General features: G+C 36.1%; 20 protein-coding genes. 5 read left to right on the top strand and 15 right to left on the bottom strand.

From position 1 onward, the window contains the following. Nucleotides 1-88: 88 nt before the first annotated feature. Complete coding sequence (locus tag WAK64_RS08905; RefSeq protein ID WP_336586613.1) at nt 89-223, top strand: YpzI family protein; 135 nt, start codon at nt 89-91, stop codon at nt 221-223. 71 nt (nt 224-294) lie between these two features. Here the strand turns inward: WAK64_RS08905 and fni are convergent, their stop codons facing one another. The 9 genes from fni to prsW form a co-directional block, all read right to left on the bottom strand. After that, nucleotides 295-1,368: a type 2 isopentenyl-diphosphate Delta-isomerase gene (gene fni / locus WAK64_RS08900; RefSeq protein WP_336586612.1), complete on the bottom strand. Its 1,074-nt coding sequence runs from the start codon at nt 1,366-1,368 to the stop codon at nt 295-297. A gap of 11 nt (nt 1,369-1,379) precedes the next feature. After that, nucleotides 1,380-2,516 (bottom strand): 30S ribosomal protein S1, encoded by a 1,137-nt coding sequence (gene rpsA, locus WAK64_RS08895; protein ID WP_336586611.1) that lies wholly within the window; start codon nt 2,514-2,516, stop codon nt 1,380-1,382. 125 nt (nt 2,517-2,641) lie between these two features. Beyond that, nucleotides 2,642-3,223: a lysophospholipid acyltransferase family protein gene (locus tag WAK64_RS08890; RefSeq protein ID WP_336586610.1), complete on the bottom strand. Its 582-nt coding sequence runs from the start codon at nt 3,221-3,223 to the stop codon at nt 2,642-2,644. Next, nucleotides 3,220-3,900: a (d)CMP kinase gene (gene cmk / locus WAK64_RS08885; RefSeq protein ID WP_336586609.1), complete on the bottom strand. Its 681-nt coding sequence runs from the start codon at nt 3,898-3,900 to the stop codon at nt 3,220-3,222. Before cmk ends, WAK64_RS08890 begins: the two co-directional genes overlap by 4 nt. Nucleotides 3,901-4,010: 110 nt before the next feature. After that, on the bottom strand, nt 4,011-4,199 hold the full coding sequence (locus WAK64_RS08880; RefSeq protein ID WP_336586608.1) for a DUF5359 family protein: 189 nt from the start codon (nt 4,197-4,199) through the stop codon (nt 4,011-4,013). 50 nt (nt 4,200-4,249) lie between these two features. Then, nucleotides 4,250-4,897 (bottom strand): flagellar brake protein, encoded by a 648-nt coding sequence (locus tag WAK64_RS08875; RefSeq protein WP_336586607.1) that lies wholly within the window; start codon nt 4,895-4,897, stop codon nt 4,250-4,252. Nucleotides 4,898-5,007: 110 nt separating this feature from the next. Beyond that, nucleotides 5,008-6,357, bottom strand: a complete 1,350-nt coding sequence (gene ypeB, locus WAK64_RS08870; protein ID WP_336586606.1) for a germination protein YpeB — start codon at nt 6,355-6,357, stop codon at nt 5,008-5,010. 15 nt (nt 6,358-6,372) lie between these two features. Next, on the bottom strand, nt 6,373-7,074 hold the full coding sequence (gene sleB / locus WAK64_RS08865) for a spore cortex-lytic enzyme (RefSeq protein ID WP_419465924.1): 702 nt from the start codon (nt 7,072-7,074) through the stop codon (nt 6,373-6,375). Nucleotides 7,075-7,865: 791 nt separating this feature from the next. Then, nucleotides 7,866-8,558 carry a glutamic-type intramembrane protease PrsW gene (prsW, locus tag WAK64_RS08860; protein ID WP_336586604.1) on the bottom strand — a complete coding sequence of 231 codons (693 nt, stop codon included), beginning with the start codon at nt 8,556-8,558 and terminating at the stop codon, nt 7,866-7,868. A 99-nt stretch (nt 8,559-8,657) separates the two neighbouring features. On the opposite strand from prsW, the gene WAK64_RS08855 reads away from it, so the two are divergent. Continuing rightward, nucleotides 8,658-9,632 (top strand): asparaginase, encoded by a 975-nt coding sequence (locus tag WAK64_RS08855; protein ID WP_336586603.1) that lies wholly within the window; start codon nt 8,658-8,660, stop codon nt 9,630-9,632. Between the two features lie 68 nt (nt 9,633-9,700). Here WAK64_RS08855 and WAK64_RS08850 read toward each other — a convergent pair whose 3' ends face one another. The 6 genes from WAK64_RS08850 to WAK64_RS08825 form a co-directional block, all read right to left on the bottom strand. After that, nucleotides 9,701-10,687, bottom strand: coding sequence for a YpdA family putative bacillithiol disulfide reductase (locus WAK64_RS08850; RefSeq protein ID WP_336586602.1), 987 nt, complete (start codon nt 10,685-10,687; stop codon nt 9,701-9,703). A 335-nt stretch (nt 10,688-11,022) separates the two neighbouring features. Further along, the gene (locus tag WAK64_RS08845; RefSeq protein WP_336586601.1) at nt 11,023-12,297 is read right to left on the bottom strand and encodes a Glu/Leu/Phe/Val family dehydrogenase; all 1,275 of its coding nucleotides are present in this window, start codon (nt 12,295-12,297) and stop codon (nt 11,023-11,025) included. A 310-nt stretch (nt 12,298-12,607) separates the two neighbouring features. After that, on the bottom strand, nt 12,608-13,189 hold the full coding sequence (locus WAK64_RS08840; RefSeq protein ID WP_336586600.1) for an adaptor protein MecA: 582 nt from the start codon (nt 13,187-13,189) through the stop codon (nt 12,608-12,610). 131 nt (nt 13,190-13,320) lie between these two features. Further along, on the bottom strand, nt 13,321-14,085 hold the full coding sequence (locus WAK64_RS08835) for a metallophosphoesterase (protein ID WP_336586599.1): 765 nt from the start codon (nt 14,083-14,085) through the stop codon (nt 13,321-13,323). Further along, nucleotides 14,082-14,462 carry a hypothetical protein gene (locus WAK64_RS08830; protein WP_336586598.1) on the bottom strand — a complete coding sequence of 127 codons (381 nt, stop codon included), beginning with the start codon at nt 14,460-14,462 and terminating at the stop codon, nt 14,082-14,084. Before WAK64_RS08830 ends, WAK64_RS08835 begins: the two co-directional genes overlap by 4 nt. A 54-nt stretch (nt 14,463-14,516) precedes the next feature. Beyond that, entirely contained in the window at nt 14,517-15,152 is a 636-nt protein-coding gene (locus WAK64_RS08825) for a CBS domain-containing protein (protein ID WP_336586597.1), read from the bottom strand. Between the two features lie 135 nt (nt 15,153-15,287). Between WAK64_RS08825 and WAK64_RS08820 the strand changes: the two genes are divergently transcribed. The 3 genes from WAK64_RS08820 to WAK64_RS08810 are packed head-to-tail and all read left to right on the top strand — an operon-like array spanning nt 15,288 to nt 16,360. Continuing rightward, the gene (locus WAK64_RS08820; protein WP_336586596.1) at nt 15,288-15,509 is read left to right on the top strand and encodes a spore coat associated protein CotJA; all 222 of its coding nucleotides are present in this window, start codon (nt 15,288-15,290) and stop codon (nt 15,507-15,509) included. Continuing rightward, nucleotides 15,509-15,769, top strand: coding sequence for a spore coat protein CotJB (locus WAK64_RS08815; RefSeq protein ID WP_336586595.1), 261 nt, complete (start codon nt 15,509-15,511; stop codon nt 15,767-15,769). The genes WAK64_RS08820 and WAK64_RS08815 overlap by 1 nt, the downstream gene beginning before the upstream one ends. A gap of 21 nt (nt 15,770-15,790) precedes the next feature. Next, complete coding sequence (locus WAK64_RS08810) at nt 15,791-16,360, top strand: manganese catalase family protein (RefSeq protein ID WP_336586594.1); 570 nt, start codon at nt 15,791-15,793, stop codon at nt 16,358-16,360. The last annotated feature ends 28 nt before the right edge of the window (nt 16,361-16,388 follow it).

Here is a 16,388-nt window from a genome sequence, read left to right as displayed (position 1 = left end):
CCCTTACCATTATGGGAAACGAAAAGGTAAATCATTCATGTATAAAGTGATTTATAACGCGAGATTTTAAAGAGAGGAGGTGTCAAAGGTGGGAAAAGATCGCCAAGAAAGAAAATTAAAGAAAAGTAACAGAGTTGAATCAGATCGGGACCAAGCTCTTCATTATAAAGGAGCCACACGTTTAGATACACCTGAAGAAGCTAGAAATGACCAAAAAGCTTAAGAAATGGAGCCATCTCAAAACGATGAATTGAGATTGTGATGAACAAAAAGACGGTTAAGGAGGCTTTCTCCTTAACCGTCTTTTTGTTCATCATTCCGCTGCCGACGACTGAATTTTTCTGGCTTAAACCCTCGGGCTTGTAACCAATGATAGCTGTTACCTGATATAACTAAAGGCACGGTGTTCAATTTGTGAATATTCGTCACACCTAGAGCGCACATCATCATTCGTAAATCTTGGTGAAATATATTTATTTCATCTATTAGATCCTTCAGGGATCTTTCTAATAATAGCTTCAATAAATACCCTGCCATTCCACCTGCGTTCGCTCCTAGTGCTAGCGATTTTAATAAATCAAGAGGGGATTGAATACCTCCAGAAGCAATGACGGTTCTCGAAGTAGTAGACGTGGCTTCAATTATAGATATTGGTGTAGGAATCCCCCAATCATCGAAATAGCTCATCCTTCTTTCCCTACGTGAATTTTCAATTTTAGCAAAATTCACTCCACCATACCCACCGACATCGAAAGCGATTGCCTCACTTGTCTCTAATAAACGAATTGTTTCTGAGCTCATCCCAAAGCCTGTCTCCTTTATAATGACAGGAACCTCCAATTGAGAAGCAATCTTTTGAATTCGATCTAATGAACCTTTAAAGGAACGGTCCCCTTCTGGCATCGCTAACTCTTGAATGACATTGAGGTGAATTTGTAATGCATCCGCACCAATCATTTCAACAACATCTCGCGCCTGTGAGACTGTAGCTTCACTACCAATATTAGCAAATATTACACCATTCGGATTGGTTTTCCTAACAATTTCAAACGTTTTTCGTTCCTTAGGATCCTTTAACGCAGACATTTGCGAACCAACAGCAAGCGCCAATCCGGTTTCCTTTGCAGCAAGCGCTAAATCATGGTTAATTTTGAGCGTTTCTTCCCCTCCACCACCAGTCATCGCATTGATGAAAATTGGCGAACTTAATAAAAGTTCGCCAATTTTAGTACTTAAATTTATATCCGATACAGATGTATTCGGTAAACTGTGGTGTACAAAAGCTATGTCGTCAAATCCAGCTTGTCGGCTTTGTCCCGTTGTTAATGCGTACTGGATATGCTCTCGTTTTCTATCTGATCTGGACAACTTCATCACCATTATTTTAAGTCTTTTAATTTATCACCAATCATTTCACCAAGTTGAAAGCCTGAGTTTTCTTCAGGTAAATCGAATTTCTCTTCAACCTGTGGTGCTTTCTCTTCAAGATCTTTAATGCTTAAAGATAGTCTCTGTTCACTTTCATTCACATCTAATACTTTTACTTTTACAGTTTGCCCTTCTTGAAGCACTTCATGTGGAGTACCAATATGTTTATGTGAAATTTGAGAAATATGAACAAGACCTTCTACTCCTGGGAAGACTTCAACAAATGATCCATAAGAAACGAGACGTTTTACAACTCCCTCTAGCACCTCACCACGAGGAGCTTTTTCAGCAATATTAGTCCAAGGTCCAGGAAGAGTTTCTTTTATTGAAAGAGAAATACGCTCATTATCGCGATCAACGGATAAGACTTTTACACTTACCTTTTGACCTTCTTCAACCACATCAGAAGGTTTTTCTACGTGACCGTGTGAAAGTTGAGAAATATGAACTAAGCCGTCAACTCCACCGATATCAACGAACGCACCAAAATCTGTAATACGTTGAATAGTACCTTCAAGCTCTTGGTTAGGTTTAAGTGAATCAAGAACTTGTTTTTTCTTCTCTTCTTTTTCCACTTCAACTACAGCACGGTGAGAAAGGATAAGTCTATTCTTTTCTTGATCGATTTCAACAATTTTAAATGTTAAGGACTTTCCTTTATAGTCAGTGAAATCCTCTACGTAATAGTCCTCTACAAGAGATGCTGGAACAAATCCACGCACGCCTAAATCTACCACTAATCCACCTTTAACAACATCCTTTACTTCCGCCTCAAAAACTTCGCCGGTTTCAAAACGTCTATGCATTTCTTCCCATGCTTTTTCAGCATCAACTTTACGTTTTGATAATACAAGAAGCTCTTCTTCAACCTTTGTAACAATAAGGTCTAACACGTCTCCTTCTTGGACGGAATCGGATGCTTTTTCAATATGAAGACTAGATAGTTCACTAATTGGAATGATCCCATCTATTTTACTTCCTTCAACATCAACGAGCACTTGCTTTTCTTCAACCTTTGTAACAGTTCCTTTAACTTTTTCGCCAACTTCTAGATTTTTCACTTCTACTTGATTCATGTCTTCTGACATATGTACTCCTCCTTAATCCATAACTACTCTTAGGATAGATGTGCATACTTCCACATACATCTCCTAGAAAATTCTTCTTTCTATTAACTTCTAATATTTGAAGGTATTTGTCAAGCAGGAATCACTTACGAATATTGTCTAATTAAGTCGCCTATATGATTCATAATTACTTCTGTTACTTCTTCAGCACTAGCTTTGCTTTCCCGATAAGGCTCCATATCAATCGGCTTACCATAAACCACCTTCAATTTCCGAAAGGGCTTATAAGGACCAATAATGGCACAAGGGACAACATGGGCCTTTGTACGTAAAGCAAAAAAACCTGCTCCAGCTAATCCTTTTCCTAATTTCCCTGTTTTATTTCGTGTTCCTTCTGGGAAAAGCCCCAACACATTTCCTTCTTTCAATGCTTTTAAACCCGTTCTCAAGGCTTCCCTATCACTCATCCCTCGCTTAACTGGGAATGCGTGTAAGTTCTTGATAATCTTCCCTAGAACCGGAACATCAAATAACTCAGCTTTAGCCATAAAGGAAACAGGTCTAGGAGCAGTAATCCCGACAACAGGTGGGTCTAAAGTTTCAATATGATTTGAGCAAAGTAGTACTCCACCATCTTTAGGGAAATGTTCTTTACCAATAACTTCGATGCGATATAAAGGGGAAAATACTCCTTTTACTACACCTTTTGCAAATGTGTAAAAATTCACGCGTTCTCTTTCCTTTCCAAAACCAAGTTCATTATTTTTCCGACAACCCCTTGAATCGAAAGAGAGGTCGTATCAATCTCTATCGCATCCTCAGCTTTTTTTAATGGAGATATTTCTCTTTCAGAATCTAGTTTATCACGTTTTGCAATCTCTTCTTTTAACTTCTCCAAATCTGATGAAAACCCTTTAGAAATATTCTCTTCATGACGTCTTTTTGCTCTTTCTTCCACACTAGCAAGTAAAAATACTTTAACTTCTGCATCAGGGATAACATGAGTACCGATATCCCTTCCATCCATCACTACTTTTCCTTTACTCGCAAGAGCTTGTTGACGCTTCACCATTTCTCTTCTTACTAATCCGTGCTTCGCCACAATTGATACTGAGTTTGTCACTTCATTCGTACGAATTTCATCTGTGACATTATGACCATCTAAAAATACTAACTGAGTCTCTTTACCCGGTTGAAGTGAAATAACTGACTCATGAATAAGGTCAGCCATTAATGACTCATCGTGCACATTAATTTTTTCTTTAATTGCCTTATAAGTAAGAGCACGATACATAGCACCTGTATCAATATATATATAAGAAAGACTTTCAGCTAAAATCTTTGCAACAGTACTTTTACCAGCGGCAGCAGGACCATCGATTGCTATACGTAAATTTTGTGACATAATTCTCCACCTACTATTTTTATTTTTAATGTAATCAAAACTTGTATCATTTTATCATAATTTGAAGCACTCTGTAAGGAGCTTTGATCATACATAAGAAAAAGACAGGATCACCTGTCTCTACTGCCATTAATCGTTTCAATAATTTCTCCATGATCCATCGTATTGACACCTTCGTAATAGGTTATTTTTTGAAGTATCGTCATAGCTGGCCATTGATGAACTAAAATTTGAACGATAATTAAAATGATGAACTGCATAGTAATGATTTTTAGTAATATTCGATCAATATGTCTCATACTTTTTTCCTTTTTTAACTAGTATAAAACAAAATGACAGGCTTTATTCATCATTCAAGCAAGCCCTTTTTACGAAGAATAAGCTGTCGTTCAAAGCAATATCTCATGATAATCTGTTTTGAAGTCTCATTAAGGTTTAAAAATTGAACAGACACTAGCTGGCGATTTCCCTTGTCAAGAAAACGAACCGTTTTTCCATCAATCGTTAAATAATGGTACTCACCTGTTTGCATGGGAAGCACGAGTAATAGTTTGACGAAATTCTTTTCTTTCATTTCAATATCATTCGGGATGATCAACACACAACCACCTGCACTAATATCCTCAGTAAGTGTCGAAAAACGTGCGGTATCATTTACTGTAACAGACACATCGATACTTGCATCTACTCTTACGTACTCTCTGCGTTGAATTTTCATCAGTTGACTGTCGCCAGGATAACGTAAAATAATCATTGGTATATTTTTCTTCACTCTTCCTAAAACTTCTGTGTCAAATATGTACGGGACATTATCGATTACCATCTTCACCTTTAATTGAGTGCCATCAATCAAATAAACAGTCCTGCCAGTCTCTTGATTAATTGGGTAATCGATATAGACTGTCCCTTTATTTTCTTCTACTATTTTACACCTATATGACTCTTGTTTTTCTGAATGAATAAGATCTAACGATATAGAAGCACCAATTTTAAACATTCTACTCACACACCCTATTTTTTCAAAGCATCGTTTTACCTATTATTTATTATGGCATGTTTTTTAATAATTGGCTACATTCTAACATTCTAATGAAATGGACATCATTGTTATACTACATCCTCATAAATCGGCTCAGCATTTTGAAGTTTTTCTACTTTTTCCTCAACACCCGTTTCACTATTAATAAAGATTCGATACGTATCATTATTAAGCGTACCCATAAACTCGAAACAGAGAACTTCCTCATTTAAATCATTAACAATTACGGCTAATCCATCTTGTAATATTGTAACACTTGGGTTAATCTGTTCTTTCGCTTTTTCTTTTGTAAGAACAGGGGCAGGTAACTCTCTAGCTTTATTATTTGTCAAATAGTCATCAGCAGAAAAACCAATTACCTCACCATTATCAAGTGCCACTTTCATTTTAATCGTATCTGGATAAATTCTAACATTGTCGATTTTTGTTACAAATGAAAAGACCCCGATACTATCGTACTGTGCACTTTCAAATAAATCCAAGTCTTCGAAATCGTATTCTTTTAAAAATTCAGCCGCCTTTTCGGTTGCTTCATTTAAGCTCATATTTGAATTAGTTACATCTCGATTATTGATATACCATATTGGATACCCACCTTTTTTTGTCACATCCATGCTCACCTCAACATTATCGTCGGATAATAATGAGACGCTATAAAAACCATAATTAGATCCTTTACCGTTTTCAGTTACTCTTTGTTCTTTAATATTGTTTAAAGAAGTAAACTTTTTCGTTATGTTTAACGCTTCTTCTTTGTTTATTTCTTTTCCTTCCAATTTCTCTAAGTTCTCTATTCGTTTTTGGGCATTTAGAAAAGTAGTTCCTCCTACATCTGTTTCATCATACCCTTCCACTTTTTTTTCAACTGTTTTAAATCCATCAATAATTGTATTATCTTCACTTTCGTTATTCGTAGCTAATGCTAATTCAACGTCCATCCACCGTAAATTATTTTTAATGACAAGATACTGCACCTCTCTTAACTCTTTTTGGATGTCTGCACTTTGTTCATACAATTGTTCTAATATTTTATATTCGTCATCTGACAACGGATTTTGTTCTAAATTTCTCACAGCTGTTCGATAACTAAAATCCCCGATTTTCGCAAGAAATTCTTCCGTTTTGTTAAATGGAAGTAATGTAAGTGGAAGCTGTCCTACTTCACTATGTGCTTCTGAAGTAATTCGCCAAACATCTGCAAGTGCAGGCGAGAGTGATTTTTGCGAATTCATAGCTAACGTTGTTCCGATTTTATCATTTAGCAAATCCATTTGATACGTTAAATCATGAAAAGCTCTTTGGTAGTTATTTTCTGCGTTTATTAAGATTGCATTTTTCTCTTGGTGCTCTTGAAATCCCCAGTAAGCAGTGCCTAAAACACCTATTGTTAAGATTGTAATGAGTATGCCTCTTATCATGTTTTGAACACCTCTCTAATTACAGAATATGTGCTTTCCAATTTTTTTGATTTGTGGTCTTGTCCATATCCATTTACTCGTAGCTGTATCAGGATTAAAATAATAGATTGCATTTTCAGAAGGGTCCCATCCATTAATTGCATCCACAACTGCTTTTTTAGCTTTTTCATTCGGCGTTAACCATATTTGTCCATCTGCAACAGCTGTAAAAGCACGCGGCTCAAAAATAACTCCAGAAACCGAGTTGGGAAATGACTGACTTTCAATCCGGTTTAAAATGACGGCTGCAACCGCAACTTGACCATCATACGGCTCTCCTCGTGCTTCGCCATAGACAGCATTAGCCATAAGTTGAATATCGTTTTGCGAAAAACCCTTCGGTGTATTAACCGCCGTGCTCTTCCCTGTATTTTGATTTGCCTGATCTGTTTGCCTCTCATATTTTGATGCTTTCGTAAGCTTTTCTTTCGTCGTAGCCCCCACTAACCCATCGACCTCTAACCCAAATTCTGATTGAAAGTTCCTCACAGACCAATAAGTCCCCCAACCAAAAACACCATCAACCTTCCCTTTATAAAACCCAAGGTGCCGCAGACGTTCCTGTAGTTCAATTACATCTTCACCTGTTGCTCCCTTTTGAATCACTTGATTTGAAAAAGCGCGAACAGGCGAATGCTGAGGTGTGTAAGATAATGTCGCAGTTACGAATAGTAGCATTAACAAAACTGAAAATGTTTTCATGCGCTTCTTATTCATCTCAATTCCTCCATTATTATGAAATCGATAATAGTTTTTGTAATGGAGTCTCAATTATTCAAGTAAATAATAGCGTCACTATATTACAAGACTTATTATCATTTTCTTGAAGAAAGGAAACTAAGAACACAATAGCCGAGCCCAATTAAATGAAAACGTAAATTAGAGTTTCGTGACAATTTATTTTTTCATGATTGGGCGAAATTGAATGAGCTAAATACTTTCTTGCTTCTAAAAGTTGACTTAACATTTACAAGGAGGCTTCTTTTACTTTTAAAAAACTTCAGTTGAAGGAACGGGTTTTCGTTAAGGATAGGAAACCTTAAACCACAGCCAAATTAACAAAAAAACCCATACCTAGTGTGGTACTGGGTTTCTATTTTTCAGGAGGTTCTGTTTTATACAACCTAACTTGCCTAAATAATTTCACCTATTTTATTATCCCCCCAAAAACTACCTCCTAATTACTTGAGTGAGTGATACCCCATTACATACACTTCTTATTTCACTACCTGACCGTTAACCAGATAAATCGTCACAATAGAGTCATAATAATAGTGCTCAGCCGTAACAGAATATTAAGTAACCAATCAATTAGTACCTTCATTTGCCCTTCATTTTTGTTGGACAAGGGGAATTATTCACTAGCCGTTGATATAACTATAAATAAAGCAGGTCTAATTTACTTACAAATTAGCCTGCTATCTTCATTGCTATTTATTTTTTTAAATTAAAATATGAAAACAGATTCATTATTGATAAAATGAAGAATCTTTTTTTACAGGATATTGTTCCTTTTTATTGGTGAGAAGATGAGCTATTTTTACTTTTCTCATGCCTAACCACCATAAAAAGAGCATGAATGGAACCATCATATATTCCCATTCTAAAAAGTTACTTACTAAAATGAAGTCATATGTTCCATGTAATATTATCGGAATAAAAAGAGAAAAGATAACCCATATTTTCCTTGATGGAGTAGAATGTAGATTTTTCCCAATATAGTATCCCATAATCACCCCTAATAGGGCATGACTCGAAACTGGAAGTAAAGCTCGACCAAACGCATAGCTCACACCATAGTTAAATAAATAGAGTATGTTCTCAACAGAAGCGAATCCAAGGGAAACGCTTGCACCATAAACAATGCCGTCATATGGATCGTCAAACTTTACTGACTGGACAACAATAAAAAATAGCACAAACCATTTAAAAAACTCTTCTAACAATGCGGCTGAAAAAAATGCTTCCCCTAAAGGAGAACTCACGATTCCTTCTGCTCTTAAAATATGCTGAATAAACATTATCGGGAACGTTAATAACGCCCCGTACATGAATGTTCTAAAAACAGATTGAATTGGTTCTTGACTATATTGATCCTTTAAATATATATAGCTTAAAAAAGCTAAGCCAGGCGCAATGCCAGCTGATAAAATCACTAGCATTTGATTGTCCTCTTTTCTTCTCGTTTTCTTCATCGTATCATGTAAAGGAGAGAATGAAAATAATCAAATGACAATTCTATAATTTAGGAGCGATTACTTGTGAAAAAACGAATATTGCTATTACATACAGGTGGAACTATTTCCATGATGGAAGATGAGACCACAGGATCAGTACTCCCTAGTGAGAAAAATCCATTAACCTCTCAGTTGAATAGATTAAACGAAGTTGCTCACATTATCGAAAAAGAGCCACTTCACGTTCCTTCTCCTCATATCACCCCTAAAGATATGCTTATGCTTAAGGAACTAATTGAAGAGAGTTACAAACAAAACCAAATTGATGGAGTTGTCATCACTCATGGAACGGATACGCTTGAAGAAACAGCCTATTTCTTAGATTTAACAGTTCCTCTTTCTATTCCTATTGTGTTGACTGGTGCAATGAGATCAAGTAATGAGATTGGTTCTGATGGGCTTTATAATTTAATTTCTTCACTAAAAGTGGCTATAAGTAATGACGCTAATAATAAAGGGGTTCTTGTCGTTTTAAATGATGAAATTCATACAGCTAAAAACGTGACAAAAACCCATACGAGTAATGTCGCTACTTTTCAAAGTCCACAATATGGACCAATAGGGATTGTGACAAAAAGAGGAGTATTCTTTCACCATCAGCCAGTTACAAATGAAAAGTATCACAATATAAAGGTCGAACATAAAGTCGGCTTATTAAAAGCCTATGCCGGTCTAGAGTCTGATATATTAAAAGCTATTAAGGATAGTGGGTACGAAGGCTTAGTATTAGAGGCATTGGGACAAGGTAATTTACCCCCATCTTCTATTGAAGGGATATCACACCTAATTCAGGGGGGCATCCCTGTCATTCTTGTTTCAAGATGCTTTAATGGCATTGCTCAAGATGTTTATGGGTATGAAGGTGGTGGAAAGGATTTAAAAGAATTAGGAGCTATCTTTTCAAATGGCTTAAATGGTCAAAAGGCACGAATTAAACTGCTAATTGCGCTATCACAAACGAAAGACTTAAATGAAATTAACAAATTCTTCCAAAAATAAGTGAGGTTGTTCTATTCAAAAAAGGGCGTCTAATAGTCGATTGTTCAACTATTAAACGCCCTTTTTTATTATTTTTTCTCGTTCTTCCTATTCGTTAGATCTTTTTGAATATAACGGGCAATTTGCCCACCATGAAAACGACCATTTTCTATAAAAATCTCATTCGCGTTGTTTCCGGCTGCAATGACACCAGCAATAAAAATTCCAGTAACATTTGTTTCCATCGTTTCTTCGTTAAATCTAGGTCTTCCTGTCACTGAATTAATATTTACTCCCATTTTTTGTATAAAACTGTGGTCAGGATGATAACCAGTCATGGCAAAAACAAAGTCATTTTTTATAGAATACTCTTCATCATTAACCATATAGACAATTTCTTGTTCGGTAATTCCCTTAACTGTAGCATTAAATTCCATTTTCACTTCACCGCTACGAACTAATGCGTCAAATTCAGGTAATACCCACGGCTTTATACTAGGACTGTATTCACTCCCTCGGTATAATACTGTTACTCTTGCACCAGATTTATGAAGCTCGAGAGCTGCATCAACCGCAGAGTTTTTCCCACCAATAACAACAACATCTGTATCAAAATAAGGATGGCCTTCATGAAAATAGTGATGAACCTTTTCTAGTTTCTCACCAGGAATATTCATATAATTAGGCGAGTCGTAATATCCAGTTGCAATGACAACATATGGAGTATTATAGACACCCTTCGTTGTCACAACGTCAAATATTTCATCCTTTTTTTCCACTTTCATTACTTTTTCAAAGCGGTTAATTCGTAAATCTTTATATTTAGCAACTTCTCGATAATACGCTAATGCTTGATTTCTCTTTGGTTTTCTATCTTCGATTATAAATGGAACATCCCCAATCGCCAGTTTTTCACTTGAACTGAAAAACGTTTGATGAGTTGGGTAATGATAAATCGAATTTACAATATTCCCCTTTTCGATAATTAACGGATTAAGTCCTATTTCTTTTAGTGAGATTGCTGCAGCCATACCACATGGACCCCCACCGACGATAATACAATCTTGATAAGACATACTTTTCACTCCTTGGTGATTACCAACAAAAGAACCTGCTTTTGTTTCACTCTTAATACTTTTCTACTTCCATAATAATAGGAGATTTTCGAAGAAGTTTCAATCATGAGCTAATGATAAAAAAATATAATTTATATATATTTCTACAGCACTCATGATTATTCATAAAAACACATTCAACAAGGTGTTTTTTCATCATTTCGATATTTCCCTTTTTAAATATATTATAAAAAAGCTATGATGAAATTTGCTCCATCATAGCCATCTCGTACAATTATATTATTGCGGTGATAGTAAAACCTGTCAATGATAACGATCATTATTGACTAACTATTTTATATCCAGCCTCTGAATCTAGAGGCCTCAGCCATTTTCCTTACACCTACCATATAGGCAGCTAGTCTCATGTCGACACGACGGTTTTGTGAAAGGGTATAGACGTTCTCAAAACCTTTACAAATGACCTTCTCTAATTTTGCTTCCACTTCTTCATCGGTCCAATAATACCCTTGATTATTTTGTACCCACTCAAAGTAAGAAACCGTTACCCCACCAGCCGAGGCTAAAACATCTGGTACAAGCAAGACCCCTCTATCTGATAGTATCTTTGTTGCTTCTAGCGTAGTTGGACCGTTAGCAGCCTCCACTACAATACTGGCTCGGATATTATGAGCATTTTCATCGGTAATTTGATTCTCAATTGCTGCTGGAACTAAAATGTCACAATCTAATTCCAATAATTCCTTATTCGTTATTGTATTATCAAACAATTTCGTAACAGTTCCAAAACTATCTCTTCGGTCTAGAAGATAGTCAATATCTAATCCATCCTTATCATATAAACCACCATATGCATCCGAAATACCAATCACTTTTGCACCTGCATCGTGCATAAATTTCGCTAAAAAGCTACCCGCATTTCCAAACCCTTGGACAACTACTCTAGCTCCCTTAATCTCAATTCCTTTTTTCTTTGCAGCTTCCCGAATGCATATCGTTACGCCTTTTGCTGTCGCGGATTCCCGACCGTGTGAGCCTCCTAAAACGAGCGGCTTCCCTGTAATAAAACCCGGTGAATTGAATTCATCTATTCGACTATATTCATCCATCATCCAAGCCATAATTTGTGAGTTTGTAAAAACATCTGGAGCGGGAATATCTTTCGTTGGGCCAACGATTTGACTAATGGCTCTGACATACCCACGACTTAATCTTTCCAATTCACGGAAAGACATATTGCGTGGATCGCAAATGATTCCTCCTTTACCGCCCCCATACGGAAGATCGACAATTCCACACTTTAAACTCATCCATATGGACAAGGCTTTCACTTCAGTTTCAGAAACATTTGGGTGGAAACGAATCCCACCTTTAGTTGGACCCACAGCATCATTATGCTGTGCACGGTATCCAGTAAACACTTTTACATTCCCATCGTCCATACGAACGGGAATTTTAACCGTTAACATACGCAATGGTTCTTTCAGTAATTCATATACTTCATTTGGATATCCTAATTTTTCTAGTGCATTATGTATAACTGTTTGAGTTGAAACTAAAACATTATGCTTTTCATTTCTCATTTGGTCTGCATCTTTCCCGGTTCCCATTATAAGTAAACCTCCCAGTATCATCAATCCTGGCGTAAATGCGCCTTTCAAGACATAGTATACACTTTCTCCAATCAACTGAAAAGAAAAATTGATTAAAGATGCCACACGTTTTGAAAACGCTTTCTCTTATGTCTGGCCCCTACACTCTCCTAAGTTAACCACTAGATTGATAAATCGTCTTTTATAGCGCTCACCCCCGACCCATCATAACGGATGAAATAAAAGAAGCCCTTCTTGGACTTCAATGAATATGCTTTATAATGAAAGAGTACACAACGACTCCTTTATAACCAACATAGCGATGTTTTTAATGTAGTGAAAAATAATCCCTAACCATTTGACACGCCGAATGTTCTATAATCTTATTACCATATTCATTTAATATCGATAAAGTAGTAGTCCCTTCTTCACCATACTCTTTTAAGAGAGCCTCTAATCCAACTGAAGGTACTGGCGGAAGGAGGAACGATAAATAAAAATTATCTTGATAATGATAAAGAGTACTAATCCCGTAATCAATTTGATGCAATCTGTGGGACAGACTTATTACGTCCTCGAAGGAAGATAATTGAACAATAAGAGCACATTCTTCTGTCATTAAATCCGGACATACCCCTTCTTCATCCTTACGGAAATCATAATTCTCTAACGATTCAATTGTAAATAGCAGTATCAACTCTACACTTGTTAGGGAAAGAATTTCGACAGTGACAATTTCCTCCCATTCTACCCCAAATTGACGTGCTGCTGTTTCCATTAATTCCTCAAATAAATTATGCCAAATATCAGATTCCTTCCATAACTCCTCTTCTAGCAAGCCTTTCTCTTCTAATTCTTCAATAGTAATGGAAAAACGAATCTGGTTTTGTTTAATACGTTCCAGCCTCATAAACCGCCCTCCCTAACTAAGATTCTTTGTTCATCTTATGTTTAAGCAGGGAAAAGGTGCGCTAAAGCTTTGACTAGGTCGAAGAAAAAAGTGTCAGTAAATTATGTGAAGAATACGCATTATTTCTTCAATCATTTACTAACTGTAATAACATGTACCTCTGGTTTCGCTCCTAACCTCATCGGAATTCGTCTAGTTCCATATCCATTACTGACTAATAACTTAGTTTGAGGCAAGTGATAAACTTGTCCAATCCTATATATGCCAAGTGGACCAACACGTATTTGTCCTCCATGTGTATGTCCGCTTAACAATAAGTCAATCCCCTGCTCTTTTCTAATAAAGGATACTGCATCTGGGTTATGGCTTATTAATATATTACACCTATTTACTTTTACATATCTTAACGACTGACGCCAATCAACTTGTCCATATTGAAGATCGTCAACACCAATAAGAGTAACTTCCCCATCAGATAATTTCCATTCTATAGAAGTGTTTTTAAGAATCAACACATCCATTTTAATAAGAAGTTGTTCCACTTTCTGTGCGTTAGCACGATAATCATTATTCCCCCAAACAAATAGTACTGGTCCCAACCTTTTCAACAATCGAAGATTTTGTTCTATTCTATTCAAAGGTACTCCTTTTTCCGTAAGATCCCCACCTATTACAACCAAATCAATATTTGCTTCATCAACTTTGCTAATGACACTTTCATCAATTGTTCTACGGTGTATGTCCGAAATAAAAAACATTCGAAAAGGTGGGCTTCCTTCTGGAAAAGAATCGACTGTAAAATGATGGTGTTTAATATTATTTTCAAAAGCTACTTGTACCATATGTATAAATACTCCTCCTGCAAGTATAAACAAACCAATGATGAAAAAAATCATATGCGTCCTCCTTGAATAATTCGAACAGAAGATATAAAACTGATTAAAAAAGATGTGCAAAACAAGAAAAAAGTGTACCCAAAAGAAATTTGACTCAAAAGATAGATTGTCGCACCATAACATACTATGAAACTATATAAACGTAAGTCTCTATACTCTCTCCCTTTTACAAAGGAAATCATCCATTTTTGCAGTAAATCTGTATAAAAAAAGAAACTCCCCATAAAAGCAAAGGAAGACGCTAAAAAGAGAACTGGATTAAACAGGAAATTTGTTATTGAATCGACTAAGTTTGTTACAAATAGCTCGTTAAGCCAAGTAATATAAAGATATCCTAACAAAGCTGCGATAAAAAGCTTTACAAAATGAGTAAACAAATAAATCCCCTCCCATATACAATATGAGAAGGGTGTGAAAGACATTCCAATCGTTTATTCATCTTCTTTTATATGAAGAATACGGAAACCTGATCGTTCTAATTTTTGAAGGAATTTGTCTATATTATCCTTTTTTTCTATTTTTAGTACAATTCTTCTAAGGAGCTTATCACTCTCGTCAAACGTTACAAGGGAAATAACAGACTCATGGAACTGTTTAATAATTTCTGCAAGCCTTGAAATTCTACCCTCTGTTTCAACCGATGTAAAAGTAATGCGAATACCTTTTCTTTGCATTCCAAAAGCGCTTTGAAATTGATCCATGACATCCGAACGAGTCACTAATCCTAAAAATTCATGATCTTGATCCACTACGGTTAAAATAGGAATATTTTTCAATTCAACCAATGTTCTTTCGAAAATTTCATCGTATCCTATATACTTTTGTTCATTTATTGTTATTTCTTCTACCTTCGTTTGGACGAGGTAGTCTTCTTTCCCTTGCTCTGATTCAAAGTAGCTTTGGTAAATATTAGGACGAGTCACAACCCCAACATATTTATTTCCATCCAATACCGGTATAGCATCTACTTCATGAGCCTCTAGGATTTCTAACGCCTCTTTTACATTTTCTCCTTTATTAATATAATGACATTTGTGTTTTGGTATCATAACACTTTTTACATACATTTTCGTCACCCCACTAGAAATAATCACTATACTAAAATATTTCTACAAATAATTTAATAATCCTTCTTTTCTATAAAGCATTAGTTAATATTTTTCCCCATACAATATAATGAAGTCTATATTAGGAGGTTTGTGATGGAATCATTTTATAAGAGCTATCGTCCATTTGTCGGGCCATTTGATCCATGTCCTCCGCTTACCACTAAATCCTATTCTACTCCCCCCAATTTATATGTGGGCGTTCAGCAACCAAATTTACCACAATTCACTCCACGTGAAGCACTAAAAGCAGGGACCCTTTGGAAGGTATTTTACGACCCTTATTACAGCCCTTTTGAACAAGGAGGTAAAACATAATGACTCTTCCTCCTCTCTATTATGAATTATTGCAAGACTTGCAAGAAATTGACTTTGTTATTTTAGAGCTTACCCTATATTTAGATACTCATCCTTCTGATGAATATGCGCTTACTCAGTATAATCAATTCGTTCAACAACGAAAACAGGCAAAGAAAAGATTCGAATCACAATTTGGCAGTTTAACAAGCTTCGGATATAGCTATACTCAGCCTAAAAAATGGAATTGGCAAGAAGCCCCTTGGCCCTGGCAAGTTTAAGCTATGTTTAGGAGGTAAATTATGTGGGTCTATGAAAAGAAATTGCAATATCCTGTTCGGGTCAGCACGTGCAATCCTCGCCTTGCAAAATACTTATTGGAGCAATATGGTGGTGCTGATGGAGAATTAGCAGCTGCATTACGATATTTAAATCAGCGCTATTCCATTCCAGACAAAGTCATTGGTTTGTTGACTGATATTGGAACAGAAGAGTTTGCTCATCTTGAAATGATTGCAACGATGATTTATAAATTAACAAAAGATGCTACTCCTGACCAATTAAAGCAAGCTGGGTTAGATGCCCATTATGTTAGTCATGATTCTGCCCTTTATTATAGTAATGCAGGTGGTGCACCGTTTACTGCTACTTATATTCAAGCAAAAGGTGACCCCATTGCTGATTTATATGAGGATATTGCGGCGGAAGAAAAAGCACGGGCTACCTACCAATGGATTATTAACATGAGTGATGACCCTGATTTAAATGACGGGCTACGTTTTTTAAGGGAAAGAGAAATTATTCACTCGCAACGATTTAGGGAAGCTGTGGAAATCTTAAAAGATGAAAAGGATCGAAAACGAATCTTCTGACAGCTGTTCACCTTCTATTCCCCTTTAC

The sequence above is a fragment of the Bacillus spongiae genome (assembly GCF_037120725.1).
Classification (GTDB): domain Bacteria; phylum Bacillota; class Bacilli; order Bacillales; family Bacillaceae_K; genus Bacillus_CI; species Bacillus_CI spongiae.
Note: the sequence above shows the minus strand (reverse complement) of the source record. Positions and strands in the feature narration are given on the sequence as shown.